Here is an 18620-nt window from a genome sequence, read left to right as displayed (position 1 = left end):
AGACATATCAGATTGAAATTTAATCAGTCTGATATGTCTTTTTTATATTTAATTTACTAAAATCTATACAATTAGAATTCGGTATTTTCTCTTCGATAATATATTTATTTAAGTTAATCCAACTAATACAATTATCAAGAATTATAGCATCACTAGTTACTACATTTTCTTTTGATTTTAAAACACTATCTACATTATCTATATTCACTACTTCTATTTCAAGTTCTAAAGCTTCAAATATTTCTAAAATCTTTATTTTTAATCTACCAGAGTTTGAAACTGGCTTATCTAAATAAAATATTGCTTTTTCTATTTTATGTTCTAATAGAAAATCACCTATTAACTTAATTGCAATTTCTGTTTTATCTATAACTGAATAAGTACCTCTAAGCCCAGCTAAATCTCTTATGGTTTCATCCATAGATTTAATAATTAATGAGTTAGACAAAGCAACTTCTAAGGTTATTATTGTGTTAAATCCATCTATGTGAATTACTTTAGCACCTGAAAAGTCATTTACTTCCTTATCTTTTCTTATTTTAATATCATCATTTTTAGAAATTCCTCTTACCAATGCAAGCCTTTGTCTTTCAGATAAAAGATAATGATTCCCTACAAAGGTTGATGCTCCTTTAATTTTATATTCTCTATTTAAAAGATATAGTAAATCTTCGGATGCGTTATATAATTTATTTAAGTTATCACCCTTAAATTCTTTTTCATCTGTTGGCACATATCCTCTTCTTGTTGTTTTACTCATAAGCCTTCCAATCTTATTATTATAGTCTTAAACAGTTTTTCTTTTAATATCTTTGTTAGTATTTCTAAAATTAATAAAATAATGTATTAAAATGCAAAAAAGAAGCCCATATAGGACTTCTTTATATAGTTAATTATTTGTATTTGTGATTGGTGTATAAACCCTTGTTGCTAATTCATCATCCATTAAGTAAAGACCTGCTGGATTATCTTCAACCCTTCTTACTCTCTTTACTAATGAATTAAAGTTATTTTCTTCTTCAACTTGTTCATCTATAAACCATTTTAATAAGCTTATAGTAGAATGTTCTCTTTCTTCATATGCAATATCAGCTAATTCATATATTTTTCTAGTAACTAATTGTTCATGCTCATAACCCTTAACAAAAACATCAATTACTCCATCAAAGTCTCCTTTAGGTTTATCTACTTGCTCTAATTTAACAGTGCCATTTTTTTGATATACATAATCATATAATTTCATTGCATGATCTAGTTCTTCTTTTGCTTGAACTCTGAAGAAATTCGCAAATCCAGTTAAATCTATAGACTCACAATATCCAGCCATAGCAAGATATGTATATGAAGAATAGAATTCAAAATTAATTTGATCATTTAAACCTTCTAATAATTTTTTACTTAACATATAATATGTACCCTCCTCTGAATAAACTATATCTCACTTATATTCTATACCTTTTTTATGATTTTTCCAATATTATGTTAATATAATTAATTTAAGCTATATTTATTTATATTACTTTTAGATGAATTCATTTTATTATTTCAATAATTTTATAATTATTTATAAATTCAATATTTCTTATTAATATTTTCTCTACTTTAGCTTTAACTATGTTCACCCTTCTATGTCTTAGCTTTAAGCGTTTATAGATTTTATAAGCTTCAATTTCACTTAATCCGCAGTATCCAATATCTTCATCATAGGTGTTCATATCTGTTATAACTAAAAATTCTACCATTTGCCCTCCCAAAGTTGATTGATATTATAGAGGCTAAAATATTTCATCTTAAATTAAAAATATTTTAGCCATAAATTTAATACCAATAAATTACATTGCATATTTATTATATAGTATTTTCAATAGTATTTATAACTAAAATTATACATTTTTATAACTATTATGTAAATAATAAAAATACCTTATAAAGTAGTTATATATCTACTCCATAAGGTATATGGCTAATAATAATTTACATTTTTAATTTTTATAAATAAACTTCAAAAAATAAAAAATCAAAATAGATTAATTATATTATCTACTTTGATTTTTTATATCTATTAATATTGTTCTAGAAGAAGAGTTAAATTAAAAATATTGCAACTAAAGTAGTTACAACTAACCCAATTATAACAGGTTTAAAATTTTTCTTAGTAAGTTCAAAAGGATCCACTCCACATATTGCGGCAACTGGGATTACAGCCCAAGGTACTAAAGTTCCTCCACCTACCCATATTCCTGCTAATTGTCCTAAAGCTGTAAGTGTTGCTATTCCTCCACCTAGGGAAGTGGAAAATATCTTTGCAACAGATCCAACTAAGGATATACCAGAAAAACCAGAACCATCTAAGCCTGTAATAGCACCTACTATAGTAAGTGTACTTGATGATATTGCTGAATTTAAAGGTACTATATTGGCAAGAGCTAAACCTAAATCATTTACTATTCCATGAGAAGCTTCAGGAAGTATATTAGCAAAAATTTCATTGAAGGCTGAATCACCTAAATAGAAGAAAGCAGCAACAGGTATAACAATACCAAATATTTTAAAACCGAATTGTAATCCCTTAACAAGATCATCTGTTACTTTTTCAAGAGCCTGCTTTTTATATGAAATTATAGATATTAAGCATAATATAAATACTGCAGTACCTCCAATAAGAGCTGTTGCATCCCCACCTTGTAGATTTGCTATAAACATTATAACTATGTCTAAAGCAAAAAGTACTAAAATCAATAATGCCAATGCTCTTCTTAATTTTTTCGAAGAAATTAGCATTTTATTTTCTTTATTTTCTTCTTCTCCGTTAATGTTATACTCAAATGAAACTTCATTTGATTTTATATCCTTTCTAAGAAAATAAAATCCAGCAATAGTAGTTACAAGTCCCATGGTTATAGTTAAAGGAATACTAGCTGAAATTACACTTGAAACACTTATTCCTGCTGCATCAGCTGTAAGCTTTGGTGCTGCTTGAATAATATAATCACTTGATAAAGCAATTCCATGTCCAAATAAATTCATAGCCATAGCTACCCCTATAGCTGGAAGGCCTGCTTTCTTAGCTAAAGGTAAAAATAAAGCACCTACAAGTGCTACAGCTGGTGATGGCCAGAAAAACCAAGACAATATCATCATAACTATACCAATAACCCAGTAAGCTATCCAATAGTTTTTAATTACTCCCTTAAAAGGCGAAACTAGTTCATCATTTATACCAGAATCCATTAAAATACTACTCATAGCAGTTATTACTGAAATAATAAATATAGTTGGCATTAGCTCCTTTGTTGCATAAACAAAGCTATTGAAAATTCCCATGGCTGCCTTAGAAATCGACCCTGTTCCAATTAGACCTAAAATAAATATACCAGCTATACAAATAAGAGATATATCTTTTTTCTTTACCATAGCCACTATAATAATTATTATCAAAACAAGATAAATGTAGTGTAGTGGTGTTAATGTTAAGTTAATCATGTATTTCTCCACTCTATAAATTACTCTAGTATAAATTATGATAATTGTAATGGCTTAGTTACAGATTATTCGTCAATAAAATACATATTACTTATTAAATTTTATTAATATCCTAACACTACATTTTACTTTTTTAATAGCTTTCATTATTTTTCCTAGCTAAATATTTAGAAAGATATAGCTCCAAAAGTTCCATTTGTAATAACACTAGTTCCACTAGTAAAAGATTTTTCTATTATCTCTCCATTAAAAGGCATAACTGTTAAACTTATGGTTCCATTTAGAATAGTAATTTGATTAAATCCAGGTGCTTCAGTAAATATAAAGCTTCCTGCTTCAATATTATTAACAGTTATAGTATTTCCAACTTGAGAAACACTACCAAATAAACCTTGTATATTTATATTACCGTGAAGGTTGTTCAATGTAAGATTAGTACCTGGATTAATAGTAAATAAAGCACCATCAGCTATAAAGGTAGCAGGTCCCACTAGAGTTACATTATCACTTCCACCAACAATATCTGTTAAATAAAGGCTACGAAATGAACTATCAATAATAGTTGCCTGTACATTATAGATACAGCCATTATTTAAGCATATATCATCATCACAAACAAAGAATGATAAAATATCTGCTCCAGTATTTGCAACTGGAAATGATAATATCCAAGGTGGTCCAATTGAAATAGATTTAGAGTTATTATTAAAAACCTTAAATATTTGAAAGCTTATAGTTCCAAGAAAATTAGTATTGATTATATTACAAGCAAATTCTAATAATCTTCTATTTATGTTATTTACATCAATAGAAGAAATAATATAAGAGGTTCCCATTTCAGTACCATTAGGTATTAGTGCTGAACCTATATATCCATATTCTAAATTAATATTATTATCAGTACAGCTGGGATTAAACTCATCTTTAAGCTGAACACATGATAATGAATTCATAAAAAGTCCTCCATTTTAAACATAGTCTATGATAAACATAGATATATTTTTATTAATTGTTAATATATTATATTATATTAGTTATTTTAAGTTACATATGTTGAGTGTAATCTTTTTATAGCATTTATTATGTAATCTAAATACAATTAAAAAGAACAAATACCACTCGTATTTGTTCTTTCATATATATTGAATTACAGTTTATTATTATGTTAAATATAAAAATATCCTATGGCCCATCTAAAAATTCTACATTTTATAAATTCATCTCCCAAAACTCTATACCTACTTGGTAACTCTTCTATTTCAGGTATCTTATCAATATATCCATTAGTAACTTCTATTTCCCACCCTTCAAAATTATATTTATCATTCGTTCCTTCTTTAGGAATAATAGCTACGTGTACATTATGAGGATAATTTTTTTTAGCTGAATATCCTTTACTTATTACTCCACAAATGTAAATTGCTTTAAAATCATCAACTTCATCAAATTTAATTACTTTTTCATTATTAAAATTTTCATTATTTTTACTAAATTTTTTACTATATTTACCCTTTAAAGAATTAGTACAATGATATTTATCATTTCCTGCAATTACATACTTACTCCAAAGCCATTTAAATTTTTCCTTTTCAAAATTATGTTTAATTTCTATCATAAAATCACCTCAAAAATTAATATTACACTATTAATTATAAATACTAATAGTGACATATATTGCACTATTAAAAAAGATCTAGTAAAAACTAGATCTAATATCTTTCTAATGTTTTTCTTATTTCATTTTTCACTTGTTCAACTAATTCATTAGGTGAAATAACAGTACAATTGCTTCCCATTCCTAAAATCCAATTAGATGCTTCAACAATTCCTCTACAGCTCCCTTTATAAATTATGTAACCTTCATTTTTATAGTCCTCAATTTTCTCATTAACTAGCCATCTAAATTCTTGAAACCCTTGAGCATATGGATAATCTATTTTAAGAGTAATATCTATAAGCTTTTCCCCAATTAAACCAATTCCCTCATTTATGTAATCATCTATATCAAATTTCTCTCTATTAAAAGTTTCACTTAAAAGCTTAATTTCTTTTATTCTGACAAGCTTAAATTGCCTAAATTCATTTCTGAAATTACAAAAACCTATGAAAAAATTTGCACCATAATAAGTAAATAACTCATATGGATCAACTATTCTTTCAGATTTTTCTCCAATAGCATTTATATAAGAAATGGAAATCTTCCTATTATTGATTATTGCATCATTTATTGTAAGCCATTTATTACGCTCTTCTTCGTAGGAAACTTTTATAGATATTCCTTTAGCAAATTGCGTAGATAAATAACTTTCATCAATAGTCTTTCTACTAGCTATAATCTTATCATTTATATTTCGCATATCATAAAATAAATGGCTCCCTTGATATTTTAGTGTTTCCTCTATTGCTTTTAATGATTTAATCTCTGCTTTAGACAAATCTAATGATAATAAATAATCATTTCCTTTAAGTTCATAGCCACCATATCGTCCTAAGGTATTAATAATATTAACACCAGCATATTCTAATGCCTCTTTATATCTAGTAATCTCCCTTGCTGATACTTCTAGTTCTTCAGCCAATTCATTTCTTGATACTTTTTTTCTACTTCTAAGAATAGCAAGCATTCTTAGTGCGTTGTTTACCTTCCCCATATTTCTCCTTAATGTTATGAAATTAGTTCTAATTTTCAATTAATATTTGTACTTCTTTATAATTTAAATCTTTTTCAGAAATATAACTTTTCTCTTTATATTCCCATATATTAAATCCTTGATTGTATGCTATCTGATATAACGGGGTTATTGTTTTCTTTATATCATCTTTAATTTTAAGTATATTTAATTCATTTTTTATATCTATAATACTTCTTATATCTAGTTTACTATCAATAGCAAAATAATCTTCAAAAACTTTTATATTTTCTTTTGTCTTTCTTATATATTCAATAAGCTTAATTTGTTTATCTAAGAAGCAATCAAAATATATATCTAAATTAGGTAAATTATCACTTTTACTACTATTTACATTTTTAAAGGTAGGAACCAAATTCCAAATCATATCATGTCCAATAAAACTCCAAGGGATAAAATGATCTATGCTAACATCCCCATAAATTTCATAATTACTTTCATTAAATATCTTTCCTGTATATATATCTAATTCATTTGAGTCTTCTATTATTTGTCTCCACAATTTAGTTGCTTGTGATAAATCTCTTTCATTTGGAGGTTCCAATTTATTTATAATAGCTGGGGTATTTGGATTTTTTCTTTGAAGATATTCTATAACTTTATATTTTATCCATCCGGAAATTATCCCTTGATTTTCCACTATATATTTTTTCCATTTTAAATTTATATATAATTTTTCATTCTTTGAATCAAGTTTATATAATACATTATCACTTTTTAACGCTAACTCTTCTATTATTTTATTTTTAATACCATCTTTTTTACCTTTTAATTCTTCTTCGAAAAAAGGTGATATAGCCCTATACGGAACATATTTATAAAGAAATCTAATCTCATTATATATTTCTCTATTTTCCTTTCCTTCAGATATTATTCTATACAAATCAAATTTATTAATATCTATATTTTTAATACTATTTTTATTAATATTATTTATACAAATGTCCAGCTTATCTTGCGTTCCAAAATTCAAATGGTATTTCAGTTTTGGATACCAAGAATTAGCAATCATTCCCGAAATTATATCGATAAAATATATTTCATCTTTTCCTCTAATTACTTCATCAAATAATCCTTTAAACCAAAATATTTTGTAACTATTAGTCATATCATCAAATAATTTCAGCAACATCCTAACATTAATTTCTTCACTTTCTGGTAAAACTATCACCTTATCCCCCGCTTTTCCAAAGTAATATTACTAATATTATATCAAATATAAGATTCATATGTATAATATAATATTTTATGCATTTGAAATTTATTAAAACAGAACATAGATTCTATTTTTATATATCTTTTTACGTACGTATATGTTATAATTATTAAATAGCAAATACGTACGTAGGAGGTTTTAAAATGAAAAATAATTTCTTTTACACATTTCCTGCTATTAAGGGAAAGCAAGCAAGTAGAGATTTTTTTGTTATTATGTGTCCACTCTCTATACTCTCTAAGTTGTTCATTTTTACTGATGATGAATTACCTCCAGAACATAGAGCACAAAGACTTTTAAATAAAAATCGTATACCTGAGATGGCAACATATATTGTTGACAATCCAAAGGATTATGTATTTTCATCATTAACAGCTTCTATTGATGGTGAATTTAATTTTTCCGCATTAGATAATAGTTTTGATGATAAAATTGGAATTCTTAAGGTATCTATGGATAGTAGATTATTAATTAATGATGGTCAACATAGGAGGGCTGCTATCGAAGAAGCATTAAAGGCTAATCCAGATTTAGGAGAAGAAACTATCTCAGTTGTTTTATTTATTGACGAAGGTTTAAAACGTAGCCAACAAATATTTGCTGATTTAAATAAACATGCAGTTAATGTTTCAAAATCAATTGGAATTCTTTATGATTCTAGAGATCCTGTTGCAATGATTACAAAAACAATACTCGAAGAGAATATTTATTTAAAATATTATACAGATAAAGAAAATCCATCTTTACCTAAGTTCTCTCCAAAACTATTTACTTTAAGTAGTATTAATGAGACTAACAAAAAGTTATTATCTAAACTTAATTTTGATGATCCAAAAACTTTTGAATTTGCAAAGGAGTTTTGGAATATTCTATGTTCTGAAATGAAAGAATGGCAATTTGTTTTTGATAAGACATTAAGTCCTAATCTTTTTAGAAAAGATTACATTAGTTGTAATGGAGTCGTTCTAGAAGCTCTAGGTATCATTGGTAATTATTTATATAAAAATAATCATAATAATTGGAAAGATATTTTGTCTAATGTAAATACCATAGATTGGAACAGAGCTAATCTCAAAGATTGGCAAAATAGAGCCATTGGTACTAATGGTCGTATTGTAAAAAGTGCTACTTATGTTAGATTAACATCTAATCTAATTAAGAAAAAATTAGGTCTTCCTCTTACTAAAGATGAGGAAAAAGCCGAAAATGATTATAAGAAAGCAAAGGGTAAATAAATATGATCAAATTTGATATACAAACTAAAATAAATAATATAATTGAAGAAATGAAAATAGTTTACAAAAATGATAATAGACCTTGGATTATTGGTTATAGCGGTGGTAAAGACAGTACTGTAGTTGTTCAATTAGTCTTTATGATGTTACAAAGCTTAAAACCTGAAGAATTACATAAGGATGTGTATGTTGTATCATCGGATACATTAATTGAGAATCCTATTATATTAGCTTATTTAAAAGATGCTTCTGAATTAATCAATGAAGGTGCCAATAAGCTAGGATTACCTCTTTATACTCATATGGTACATCCAGATTATAATAATACCTTCTGGTCTAATATAATTGGTAAGGGACTTCCTACCCCTACTTCAATTAGATTTAGATGGTGCACAGAACGTTTGAAAATAAAACCATCTAATAAATTTATTGAAGAAAAAGTAAGAGAAAATGGTGAAGTTGTTGTACTTCTAGGTGTTAGAAAATCTGAAAGTATAGCAAGAGGTATAAGAATTAAAAATAGAGAAATTGATGGATACATTCTTACTCCTCATGGTTCATTACAAAATACTTATGTTTATAATCCAATTGTTGAATTATCAACAGATGATGTTTGGGAAATTCTATTAAGTAATAATGGCAAAAATCCTTGGGGTGGAGATAATAATCAATTATTTGATTTATATATGGGTTCTGATGGTGGTGAATGCCAATTTACAATAACTAAAAATGAAAAAGGAGAAGTTGATACTCCCTCTTGTGGTAATTCAAGATTTGGTTGCTGGATCTGTACAGTTGTAAAAGAAGATAAATCTCTAACTGGATTTATTAAAAATGGAGAATCTGAACTTCAACCATTATTAGATTTTAGACAATGGTTATTAGATATTCGTGATAAACATGAATTTAGAATGCAATATAGAAGAGATGGAAATCATTATTACAAAAAAGTATATTTATCTAAACTTCCATTAAATGAAAATTACTTAATTAATCAAGACTATGTCTTTACGGATGAGAATTGTGAATCATATATAGATTTAAGAAACTCTCATAGCTCGATTAAAGATGGTAAAATTCTTAATTCTACAGATAAAGATAAGATTTATCTAGAACTACTACCATTGATAGAAGAAACTAAAATAGATACCACTAAAATATTAAAGGACGACAATGGTGAATATGTAAATATCCTTGGATATGGACCATTTAACTTTAAAGCAAGAAAGCTTATTTTGGAGAAATTATTAGAAACGCAAAATAAAATACAAGAATCATATGATATTAGTTTAATTACTACGGAAGAGCTAGAAGCTATTGATAAACTTTGGGATAATGAAGAAGATTTAACTCGTAGATCTTTAGTAGATATTTATAGTAAAGTAATAGGTAAAAAACTACCGTGGGATGATTATAAAAAACCTTTATTTGATAACTTATCAATAAGTAAAATATCAAATTTATGCGAGAAACATGATATTTCTGAGGATTTAATAAATAAATTACTTATAGAAACAAATAAATTTAAGCATTACACCAATAAAACAATTTTAGATAAATCACTAAGTAAAATTCTTAATCAAAAACACTTACACAAAAGCATAGTTGAGGAGATAGATAATGATAATTAATAGTATAACACTTAAAAATTTTAGATCATATGAAGATGAAACTACATTTTCATTTTCACCTAGAGGTAAAAAAAATATTGTTCTAATAGGTGGTGAAAATGGTGCTGGTAAGTCTACATTATTTGAAGCAATAAAATTATGTATTTATGGTCCTATAATCTATGGATACCTAGGGCAAAATCATAATTATATTACTAGGATTAAGAATAATATTAATGATAATGCTTATAAAAATAAAGAAATAGAATCATCAATTTCACTAAATATCTCCTTTACTGAAGGAACTCAAATTAAAGATTACACTTTAACTCGTTCATGGAACTATATTAATCAAAAGCTTACAGAAAGCTTTAAAGTATTCTTATTTGATAAAGAATTAAATGAAGATGAACTCGTATACTTTGACAAATTTTTAAAATCAGTTATACCACCTTCTCTATTTGACTTCTTCTTTTTTGATGGAGAAGAGTTAAGTGATTTCTTCACTGGTAAATCTGCTAATACTAGTCTAAAAGAATCTGTATTGCAGTTATTTAATTATGATACTTTTGATATTTTGAAGAAGCAACTTCTAACTTATCAAAGAGCTCAATCTAAATCAAACAAAGAATTGGAAGAAGCACAACACAATTTTGATGAAGCTAATGCTGCTGTTTCATTATTAAAAGAACAAATTAATTCACTCGAAGAATCTATTTCTATACATAAAGAAGAACTAGATAATTTATTAGTAAAAAAATCTCAAACTGAAGAAAATTTTAGAAATAGTGGAGGTATTTTTGAGGAAGAAAGAGCTTTATTAATTAATGAGATTAATAAACTTGATTCTGAAAGAGGCGAAATAAATCAATATATTAAGGATTTCTGTAATGAAATACTTCCATTTATAATATTACCTGATTTACTTCATAATACTAAAATTCAAATTAAAAAGGAAGATTCACTTAATTCATTTAATAGTATAAAAGAAAAGCTATCTGGAGAAGTTGTAAAGAAATCATTACCTATAACATACTCCTCTGATTCAAAATCTACTGATTTTGATGAAATAGCTGTAACAATACTAAATAATATGTTTAATGGTGAAGAACTTGAAAATGTAGAAAATATTCTACAGCTATCAAATGATCAAAAAGGTAGTATAGAATTTACTATAAATAATATTTTAACTAAACAATATCAATTTAAAGAAACTTTATTAGGTAAATTTGAAAGGTTAAAACAAATATCTACTTTAACAAAAAATCTCCGTGATAGATTAAACTCAACAATATCTGGTGATTTACTTAATAGTTACTTAGAATCTATTAATGTAATAAACAAACAAATTACTGAAATTGAAAATAATATAGCTGTTGATTCTTCAAAATTAGAACACTCTCTAATTGAGTTGAATACTAAAAACTACACTCTAACTAGAGCTAAAAATGCTTATACTACTTTACTTCAAAGTACAAATGTTTTAGAAATATCTAAGAATTTGATAGTTTATTTAGAAGAATTACTAAAGAGCTTAACTTCTGATAAAATTAACCTTATTCAAGATGAATTTATCGATATATTTAGCAAAATAATAAGAAAAGAAAATTACGTAAATAGTATTGTTATTGATGATGATTTTAACGCTACTCTTTATATAAATAAAGAGTATGATTGTACTGAAATACTTAATATAATAAAAAATCTTGGTTTTGATGGCATATCAAAAAAGTATGGTTCTAAGTTTCTAGAAGATTTACTTAAACATTATAATGTTACTACTAATAGTGAATTAGAAAAAATTGTGAATGATAGTTTTAGCTTTGAATATATAAAATTAAGTACAAAAGTTAATATAAATGATTTCTCTAAAGGTGAAAAGCAGATATATATATTATGTTTAATATGGGCAATCATTAAGGCTTCTGGAGTTCAAATACCATTTATTATTGACACCCCATATGCTCGTATAGATGAAACTCATAGAAATGCTTTAACTACTACTTATTTGCCAAATATAAGTCAACAGGTTATTATACTTTCTACTAACAAGGAAATTGATGGTGGATTATATGAAGTAATTAAACCGTATGTTTGTGATGAATACTTACTTTTATATAATACTAATTCAAGAAAAACTGAAGTTAAAAATGGATATTTTGAGGTGTAATTATGGGATTTAGATTAAAAACATCAAAAAGAACTAAAGAAATATTTGAGGAAGTAGGTGCAAGCTCTAACTTAAAACCTTTTGCATTAAGTAAAATTGCTATTTCATTATCTTTAAAAAACACTACTCCTATTGATGAATATACAAGTAATGATGGTAATGGCTTAGAGCTTCAAAGAGCTACTGTTACTGGTGAATTTGACTATGTATATAAGGCATTAATAGAAATGAACCTAGGTAGACATATTACTGATGATGAATATTATCCACAGTATATGAAGCTTCATATGGATAGAGGTGCTGAACTACTTTATAATAGCTATAGATATTCAGGTGGTAATTTAGAGAAATTTCTAAATCAATTACTAAATAAAGGAGATGTTATCATATGATTTATCTTGATAATAGTGCAACTACTCCAATTGATCCAGAAGTGTTAGATGCAATGTTGCCATATTTAAAAGAGGAATATGGCAACCCCTCTAGTAAATATTATACATTAGCTGTAAATGCTGAAAAAGCAGTAGAAAAAGCTAGAGAACAAGTGGCTTCATTAATAAATGCTGACACTAGAGAAATAATATTCACTGGTGGTGCTTCTGAAACTAATAACATGATTATAAAAGGTGTAGCTGATTACATGAAGCATTATGCTGAGAAAGGTAACCATATTATTACTTCAACTGTAGAACATAAATCTGTTCTACAAACTTGCAAATTTCTAAATGGAGATGTTTTTGATAACAATCCAACTAAATCAGTAGCAAGTAAATTGCTAAAGAAAAAGAATTCAATTAAAAGAATAGATAGAGGTTTTGAAGTAGACTTTCTTTCAGTAAATGAATATGGTCAAGTTAACCTAGATGATTTTAAAAATACTTTACGAGAAAATACTATTTTAGCATCATTTATATATGGTAATAACGAAATTGGATCTTTAAATGATATAATGACTTTAGGAAAAATAGCAAAGGATTCAAACGTATTATTTCATTCAGATGCTACACAGGTTCTAGGTAAAATTGATATAGATGTTAAAAAGTTACCTGTAGACTTCCTTTCATTCTCAGCACATAAACTATATGCTCCAAAAGGGATTGGGGCTGCATTTATTAGGCAAGAAGGGTTATCTAATTATAAAATGACTTCATTAATACATGGTGGACAACAAGAATTTGGATATAGAGCTGGAACTCATGCTGTTCATAATATAGTTGGATTTGGTAAAGCTTGTGAAATTTCTAAAAGAGATATGAAAGAATACATGAAAAGAATAGCTGAACTTGAAGTTGAAGTGAAAAAAATGATATTAGCGAAATATCCAGGCACTGAATTCTTAGGAGATCCTAATAATAAAATCCCTGGAGTAATTGGAATGTTAATTCCAAACATAGTAAATGAAATGTTTATTAAAAATATGGCTGAAGAAGTTGCTTTATCTGCTGGGTCTGCCTGCGGAATAAGTGAACCATCTTATGTTATAACTGAAATAAATAAAAATGATTTTAGTTCAAACTTTATAAGATTAACTTTAAATAAATATTCAGACATAAGAAATATAATAATTTAAAAATAAGAGGCATTGAAATAATGCCTCTTATTTTTATTTGAATTTCAATTTTATTTTCGATTCATATCTATTATCTTTTATCCATTTTAATATATTAGGTGTTAAATCAGCTATAGTTGCACTATTATTTGTTATTTTTAAAATAAATCTATTTATATCCTCATTTAATTCTAAAGAATTTATTTTAACCTTTGATAAGTTTATTAACTCCTCAAATTTATTATAATTTTCTCTATTAATAGGCCATTTTTTTTCAAAGGCTTTTAAATTGTTTATTATTGTTTCTATTTCTGACTCATCACTAAAAAATGGTTTAACATTACTCATAGTATGAATTATATTTCCAATTTTAATATTATAATGTTTTTGCCATTCATTTTTCAGCTCTGATTCTACCCCATCTAATGCTGAATTTAAAAAAGCGCTTTCTCTATCATTAATATTATAATTAATTATATTTACTTTTGTTTCTTCTAATAGTTTAGAAAACTTTTTTAAAGAAACATTTTCTATATTTTTACCTAATACATATTTGACTTCTATTAATTTGGATAATTTAAAACTTAAATTTTGCAAATTATTATTTAAAGTTTTATATTTTTCAAGTTTTATTTTTCTATCTTTCTCATTCTCTAAGTCATCTATTTTTCTTATAATTATATCAGCCCTACTTGCTATCATTTTAATTTCTCCTCTATCAATTTAACATCCTTTTCCATATTATCTACTACTAAAATACAATTTTCTTTAATATTTTCAATATCTTCAGAGCTTATATTATTACTTATAGATCTATTTTTATATTCCTCCTCTTTTTTAAATATTAAATCTTCTATATTTTTTAGTATTTCATTGCATTTCTTAAATTTTGTAGGTGTATCACTTTGTAGCAAGTAAATTTTATCTATTTTACTAAAGTTGTTAAATCCTCTTAAAATGTTTCTATTTTCTTCATATTCATTATAAGATACTAAGTCTCCAAAATTTGAGGTGAAGTCACTCTTAATATAACCTGGATAATGTATATTCTTATCTTCTAAAACAGAAAATAATTTATTTATTATACCAATATCATTAAATGAATTTAAATAATCCTTATCATTAATAAAAATTTTATCTTTTACTTCTGATAAAGCATTCTCTAGTGACTTCCCATAAATCCCTTTAAGTAAATCATAGGGTTTTCTCCAAAATTCCTTATTACTTATAAACTTTACATTTTCAAAATTATCAACTTCATATTCTTTATCTTTAACTCTTTCTATAGCCTTTATCATTTCTATAGCATCTAAAAATATACTTTTCCCCATACCTAATGGACAATTGATGCTTTCAATTACAAATCGATGATTATCTTCCACTTCTTGCTTTTTATCTAAATAATTAATTGTATACTTATTTCCTAGTAGTTGTTCTAAATCATTCTTTTCTTTAACTTTTAATTCGTCTGTTAGAATATCATATATTTCTGATATATGAATATCTGATAGTTTTATCTGTTTTCCTTTACCCTTATCTTTATTTATAATATAGCTATAAATATCAGCACTTATAGCATAATCATAAATGTTATAATCCGTATCCCCTAAATTTTTAGCATAGTTTACTATTCTTTTTTTATTATTCTCTATCCATTTTGTAATTAATATAATATCGTCTTGAGCTCCTTCATAGTCCCATCTTTTCTCCCCAATAATAGAGTATTTCATTAAGGATAATAGGAAATAATAATCCTCTTCTGTTTTTTCTATCCAAATTATATTACTTCCTCTTTCTTCACCTAATTGTTGGTCTACTATTTTTACATTATTTTTATTTATTGCTTCTCTTGCTAAATATAATGGAACTTCTTCTATATCCCAATTTATAAAATTCAATATTAAATTTATAATTTCCTCTCTTATTTTTGAGTGTATTTTTAAATTTTTATTTTCTTTAAACCAAGTATTTAATTCATCTTGTATATCATTATAAATCTTAATCTTTTTAGGTATATTATTACCTTTTTCTTTTAATTGATATTCTTCAATTAATTTAAAGTCATCATTTTCTACTCTACTTCTAACACTATTATCTTTTTCATGTTCATCTCGTTCTTTATGGGAAATATCTATTTTTCTTTTTTCATCTTTTTCACTTATTTCTTTATTAGTATCATTTATAAAATTACTTTCTGATTTTACTTTATTAATTTTATTTCCTTCTATCTTAATAACATTAAACTCATCAAATATTCTTTCATCTATGTTTCCAATATACTTTATTCCATTATCATTATGAGTATCAATTGTTCCATCTCCCCAAATTCTTAATAGACATTTAGTTCTACTATTTTCATAAGGATCATTTATTTCAGAATCAATTCTTCTATTTAATAATTCATTTGCTAATTTAGGAATTAAAAGTTCTGATTCGAACTCTAAAATACCTTCTGGAAATTTTTTATCATTAGCAAAATGATTTAATACTGGTAATAATACATTTTTTATAAATCTTCTTGGAGTTGCTTTTTCCCTAATTTGATAATATAAATTCAAAATAGCATTTTCCGTTAATGGATATAAAGAAAATTTCCTTCCATTATTATCAATATAACTATCCCATTCTTTATTGCTATCTTTTATAGGTAAATTAATATCACTAGATCCTAGCGATATCCATTTCTTCAACTCATCTTTATCTATATTTATTGCATTTATATATCTTGCTGCTAATTCTAAAACATCTCTTTTATCATCAAACAAGCTGTTACTATCAATAAATATTCTTCCAGTTACCCTATCTTTCAAATTATCTGGGAAATAAAATTGATAATAACCAGTTGTTACACCTATAATGGAAAATAGTCTGCATAATCCATTATCTTCTCTATGCTCTACAATAAGGCTTTCTATAACCCCTTTATCTATTCCTGTAAATGATGTAATATCTTCTATAAAAAATACTAGATTTTTATTTAATTCTTTAAGTTTTTTTCTTATTTTTTCTAAAATAGAATTTAAATCTGTTGCGTTTAACTTTATAGTACGTTGTATAACTGTATCTATTTTAGAATTTAGATATTCAGAAACTTTACTTCTTATCTCTCTCCTATTTCCTTCTAATGCCTCAGCAAACTTTATAGCTTTTTGATTTGCATCACTTTCTTCCAAAGAATTTAACATATCAATACTAATATCAAAATCTTCTTCCTTAAATCTTATATCTTCTTCATTAATAGAATTATTTTGTGAATTAATAAGTTTATTAGCTATTCTTTTTATAGGCCCATCTTCTCTAAATAAAATTTGTTTTTGAACTAGATTATCTTTTAAAAATTCTACTATTCTTTCTCTCTCACGTAGCTTTAATGTCTCTTCATCTTCTTCATTTTCAACTTCTATAATAAAATTATAATTTATCATAGATATAAACCTTTCTTCCGAAAGTTCTATACCTGTATTTTTAAGCTTTATTTTTTCCTCTTCAGATAAAAATCCACTAATAACCTCATTATTTATTAATTGATTAATTGTCCCTTGCAAAGTATTTTGAGATCTTTCTAAAAATATAACAACATCTTCTGGAAATACTTCTTCTGATTCTATTTTATTTTTAATCCATTTAATAAAATGTGACTTTCCTGATCCATTATCCCCTTGAATCACTATAAAATTATGCTTGTCCCTAGTATTCTCTATGAATTCATAAAAAAATTCCTCTTCTCCTAACTCTTTACCATTTATAGTTTCTATTCCACTATTATAATATTTCAATCTTTTAAAAGGTACATGAGTAGCCATAAAATCCTGTAATTCTACTACAGTAGCATCAGTTTTTATAACCTCATTAATCCTTTTTCTCATAACTTCTTTATTCATTATTTGTTCTCCCTTACTATTTCAATATCAGTTACTTCTAACTTTTCAATAGCACTATAATATAGTCTCCAAATGTCTGTTGAATCCTTTATATTAACTAATTTCAAGTTTCCTAAAGACTCTAAAGTTCTCAAAGCCAGGGTTAAGCTTAAACCAACTTTATTTTCTTTTAAAGAATTTTTTAGTTCTGGACATTCTTCTTTTATTATAGAAACAAATCCACTCATTTTATAATTAGTTTCTTTATATGCTTCATTATCAATTATTCTTTCCATTATCCTTACATAAGGATTAGCTAAAAATTGATTATTTATTATATTCCCAAATCCTAAAAATTCCGCCCAAAATCTCCAAGCTAATATGAACTCTTTATCAACTTCTCTATTCTCTAAATAATTAGCTATATCTTCAAAATTTTTTATTTCATAAAAGTCTAAATCTTTACTTAAAATTTCAGAAGTTATTTTAAAGAATAAAGTTTCATTAGTCATATCTTTAAATATATTTTCTGAAAAATAACTTCTAAAGCTTTTTAAATCTTTTAAATATTTTTTATCAATTATTAATGATATTTCTCCTTTTCCATTTTCTGATATCATATTTTGTTCAAGTAAAAAATTTAAAGTTTTTTTTACATCATCTTGATTTTTTACAAGGTTCATTGGTTGGATTAAATTATAAACCTGTTTTTTTTCTAGCCTTCCATTAAAGGACTTTATTAATTTTAAAACTGAAAAAACTCTTTTGGGAGTTACTTCCTTTCTTAATTTATTTTCTATTAACATC

At 25.7% G+C, this 18620-nt stretch carries 16 protein-coding genes; 5 read left to right on the top strand and 11 right to left on the bottom strand.

Features of this window, described 5'->3' with window-relative positions; genetic code table 11:
* Positions 1 to 19: 19 nt before the first annotated feature.
* From ACFYH6_RS09435 to ACFYH6_RS09400, 8 genes are all read right to left on the bottom strand, one after another.
* Positions 20 to 760 (bottom strand): DUF434 domain-containing protein, encoded by a 741-nt coding sequence (locus ACFYH6_RS09435; protein ID WP_416178467.1) that lies wholly within the window; start codon positions 758 to 760, stop codon positions 20 to 22.
* Between the two features lie 129 nt (positions 761 to 889).
* A complete protein-coding gene (locus ACFYH6_RS09430) occupies positions 890 to 1405 on the bottom strand; it encodes a ferritin (protein ID WP_316342564.1) in 516 nt (171 codons plus the stop codon).
* A 127-nt stretch (positions 1406 to 1532) separates the two neighbouring features.
* Entirely contained in the window at positions 1533 to 1742 is a 210-nt protein-coding gene (locus ACFYH6_RS09425; protein WP_416178466.1) for a hypothetical protein, read from the bottom strand.
* 343 nt (positions 1743 to 2085) lie between these two features.
* On the bottom strand, positions 2086 to 3483 hold the full coding sequence (locus ACFYH6_RS09420) for a hypothetical protein (protein WP_416178465.1): 1398 nt from the start codon (positions 3481 to 3483) through the stop codon (positions 2086 to 2088).
* 167 nt (positions 3484 to 3650) lie between these two features.
* Positions 3651 to 4436 (bottom strand): DUF4489 domain-containing protein, encoded by a 786-nt coding sequence (locus tag ACFYH6_RS09415; RefSeq protein ID WP_416178464.1) that lies wholly within the window; start codon positions 4434 to 4436, stop codon positions 3651 to 3653.
* Between the two features lie 212 nt (positions 4437 to 4648).
* Entirely contained in the window at positions 4649 to 5098 is a 450-nt protein-coding gene (locus ACFYH6_RS09410) for a hypothetical protein (RefSeq protein WP_416178463.1), read from the bottom strand.
* A gap of 94 nt (positions 5099 to 5192) precedes the next feature.
* Positions 5193 to 6134, bottom strand: a complete 942-nt coding sequence (locus ACFYH6_RS09405) for a helix-turn-helix transcriptional regulator (RefSeq protein WP_416178462.1) — start codon at positions 6132 to 6134, stop codon at positions 5193 to 5195.
* A 28-nt stretch (positions 6135 to 6162) separates the two neighbouring features.
* On the bottom strand, positions 6163 to 7344 hold the full coding sequence (locus ACFYH6_RS09400) for an HNH endonuclease domain-containing protein (protein ID WP_416178461.1): 1182 nt from the start codon (positions 7342 to 7344) through the stop codon (positions 6163 to 6165).
* A 188-nt stretch (positions 7345 to 7532) separates the two neighbouring features.
* On the opposite strand from ACFYH6_RS09400, the gene dndB reads away from it, so the two are divergent.
* Genes dndB through ACFYH6_RS09375 form a run of 5 tightly spaced genes read left to right on the top strand, consistent with a single transcriptional unit; the run spans position 7533 to position 13974 of the window.
* A complete protein-coding gene (gene dndB / locus ACFYH6_RS09395; RefSeq protein WP_416178460.1) occupies positions 7533 to 8624 on the top strand; it encodes a DNA sulfur modification protein DndB in 1092 nt (363 codons plus the stop codon).
* 2 nt (positions 8625 to 8626) lie between these two features.
* Positions 8627 to 10255: a DNA phosphorothioation system sulfurtransferase DndC gene (gene dndC, locus ACFYH6_RS09390; RefSeq protein WP_416178459.1), complete on the top strand. Its 1629-nt coding sequence runs from the start codon at positions 8627 to 8629 to the stop codon at positions 10253 to 10255.
* Positions 10245 to 12404 (top strand): DNA sulfur modification protein DndD, encoded by a 2160-nt coding sequence (gene dndD / locus ACFYH6_RS09385; RefSeq protein ID WP_416178458.1) that lies wholly within the window; start codon positions 10245 to 10247, stop codon positions 12402 to 12404. Before dndC ends, dndD begins: the two co-directional genes overlap by 11 nt.
* 2 nt (positions 12405 to 12406) lie before the next feature.
* Positions 12407 to 12796: a DndE family protein gene (locus tag ACFYH6_RS09380; protein WP_416178457.1), complete on the top strand. Its 390-nt coding sequence runs from the start codon at positions 12407 to 12409 to the stop codon at positions 12794 to 12796.
* Complete coding sequence (locus ACFYH6_RS09375) at positions 12793 to 13974, top strand: cysteine desulfurase family protein (RefSeq protein ID WP_416178456.1); 1182 nt, start codon at positions 12793 to 12795, stop codon at positions 13972 to 13974. Before ACFYH6_RS09380 ends, ACFYH6_RS09375 begins: the two co-directional genes overlap by 4 nt.
* A gap of 33 nt (positions 13975 to 14007) precedes the next feature.
* On the opposite strand, the gene ACFYH6_RS09370 is transcribed toward ACFYH6_RS09375, so the two are convergent.
* The 3 genes from ACFYH6_RS09370 to ACFYH6_RS09360 are packed head-to-tail and all read right to left on the bottom strand — an operon-like array spanning position 14008 to position 18619.
* Positions 14008 to 14655 (bottom strand): hypothetical protein, encoded by a 648-nt coding sequence (locus ACFYH6_RS09370; RefSeq protein WP_416178455.1) that lies wholly within the window; start codon positions 14653 to 14655, stop codon positions 14008 to 14010.
* Positions 14652 to 17834, bottom strand: a complete 3183-nt coding sequence (locus ACFYH6_RS09365) for a hypothetical protein (RefSeq protein WP_416178454.1) — start codon at positions 17832 to 17834, stop codon at positions 14652 to 14654. Before ACFYH6_RS09365 ends, ACFYH6_RS09370 begins: the two co-directional genes overlap by 4 nt.
* Positions 17834 to 18619: a hypothetical protein gene (locus ACFYH6_RS09360; protein WP_416178453.1), complete on the bottom strand. Its 786-nt coding sequence runs from the start codon at positions 18617 to 18619 to the stop codon at positions 17834 to 17836. Before ACFYH6_RS09360 ends, ACFYH6_RS09365 begins: the two co-directional genes overlap by 1 nt.
* Position 18620 lies beyond the last annotated feature (1 nt).

The organism is Clostridium sp. HCS.1 (genome assembly GCF_047900555.1).
Lineage (GTDB): Bacteria > Bacillota > Clostridia > Clostridiales > Clostridiaceae > Clostridium.
The sequence above is the reverse complement of the archived record's forward strand: the minus strand, read 5'-3'. Positions and strand labels throughout refer to the sequence as shown.

Coding starts and splice junctions, on each gene's coding strand:
- ACFYH6_RS09435 (WP_416178467.1), bottom strand. CDS start 760: ATGAGTAAAACAACAAGAAGAGGATATGTGCCAACAGATGAAAAAGAA.
- ACFYH6_RS09430 (WP_316342564.1), bottom strand. CDS start 1,405: ATGTTAAGTAAAAAATTATTAGAAGGTTTAAATGATCAAATTAATTTT.
- ACFYH6_RS09425 (WP_416178466.1), bottom strand. CDS start 1,742: ATGGTAGAATTTTTAGTTATAACAGATATGAACACCTATGATGAAGAT.
- ACFYH6_RS09420 (WP_416178465.1), bottom strand. CDS start 3,483: ATGATTAACTTAACATTAACACCACTACACTACATTTATCTTGTTTTG.
- ACFYH6_RS09415 (WP_416178464.1), bottom strand. CDS start 4,436: ATGAATTCATTATCATGTGTTCAGCTTAAAGATGAGTTTAATCCCAGC.
- ACFYH6_RS09410 (WP_416178463.1), bottom strand. CDS start 5,098: ATGATAGAAATTAAACATAATTTTGAAAAGGAAAAATTTAAATGGCTT.
- ACFYH6_RS09405 (WP_416178462.1), bottom strand. CDS start 6,134: ATGGGGAAGGTAAACAACGCACTAAGAATGCTTGCTATTCTTAGAAGT.
- dndB (WP_416178460.1), top strand. CDS start 7,533: ATGAAAAATAATTTCTTTTACACATTTCCTGCTATTAAGGGAAAGCAA.
- dndC (WP_416178459.1), top strand. CDS start 8,627: ATGATCAAATTTGATATACAAACTAAAATAAATAATATAATTGAAGAA.
- dndD (WP_416178458.1), top strand. CDS start 10,245: ATGATAATTAATAGTATAACACTTAAAAATTTTAGATCATATGAAGAT.
- ACFYH6_RS09380 (WP_416178457.1), top strand. CDS start 12,407: ATGGGATTTAGATTAAAAACATCAAAAAGAACTAAAGAAATATTTGAG.
- ACFYH6_RS09375 (WP_416178456.1), top strand. CDS start 12,793: ATGATTTATCTTGATAATAGTGCAACTACTCCAATTGATCCAGAAGTG.
- ACFYH6_RS09370 (WP_416178455.1), bottom strand. CDS start 14,655: ATGATAGCAAGTAGGGCTGATATAATTATAAGAAAAATAGATGACTTA.
- ACFYH6_RS09365 (WP_416178454.1), bottom strand. CDS start 17,834: ATGAATAAAGAAGTTATGAGAAAAAGGATTAATGAGGTTATAAAAACT.
- ACFYH6_RS09360 (WP_416178453.1), bottom strand. CDS start 18,619: ATGTTAATAGAAAATAAATTAAGAAAGGAAGTAACTCCCAAAAGAGTT.